General features: G+C 72.8%; 1 protein-coding gene. It reads left to right on the forward strand.

Features of this window, described 5'->3' with window-relative positions:
• A partial coding sequence (locus tag Aau02nite_RS45915) for an RNA-guided endonuclease InsQ/TnpB family protein (RefSeq protein ID WP_212995008.1) occupies positions 1-416 on the forward strand: 416 nt, incomplete at both ends.

Below are 416 nucleotides of genomic sequence, written 5' to 3' on the forward strand. Positions count from 1 at the left end.
ACCTCGCGGTGCTGTCCACCGGCGAATTCGTCGACAACCCGCGCCACTTGACCTCCGCGCAGCAGCGGCTGCGCGCACTGGGACGGGCACTGTCGCGCAAGACCGGACCGGACCGGCGCACCGGCCGGCGGCCGTCGAAACGCTGGGAGCGGGCCGCGGCCCGGCTCGGCCGCGCTCACGCCCGGGTGGCGAACCTGCGCCGCGACGGCCTGCACAAACTGACCACCCGGCTCGCCGCGACGCACGGCACGGTCGTGGTGGAAGACCTCAACGTCACCGGGATGCTCGCCAACCGGCGTCTGGCCCGGCACATCGCCGACGCCGGGTTCGCCGAGATCCGCCGCCAGCTGGCCTACAAGACCAGCTGGAACGGCGGCCGGCTCCTCACAGCCGACCGCTGGTATCCATCCTCGAAA

The sequence above is a fragment of the Actinoplanes auranticolor genome (assembly GCF_018332655.1).
Lineage (GTDB): Bacteria > Actinomycetota > Actinomycetes > Mycobacteriales > Micromonosporaceae > Actinoplanes > Actinoplanes auranticolor.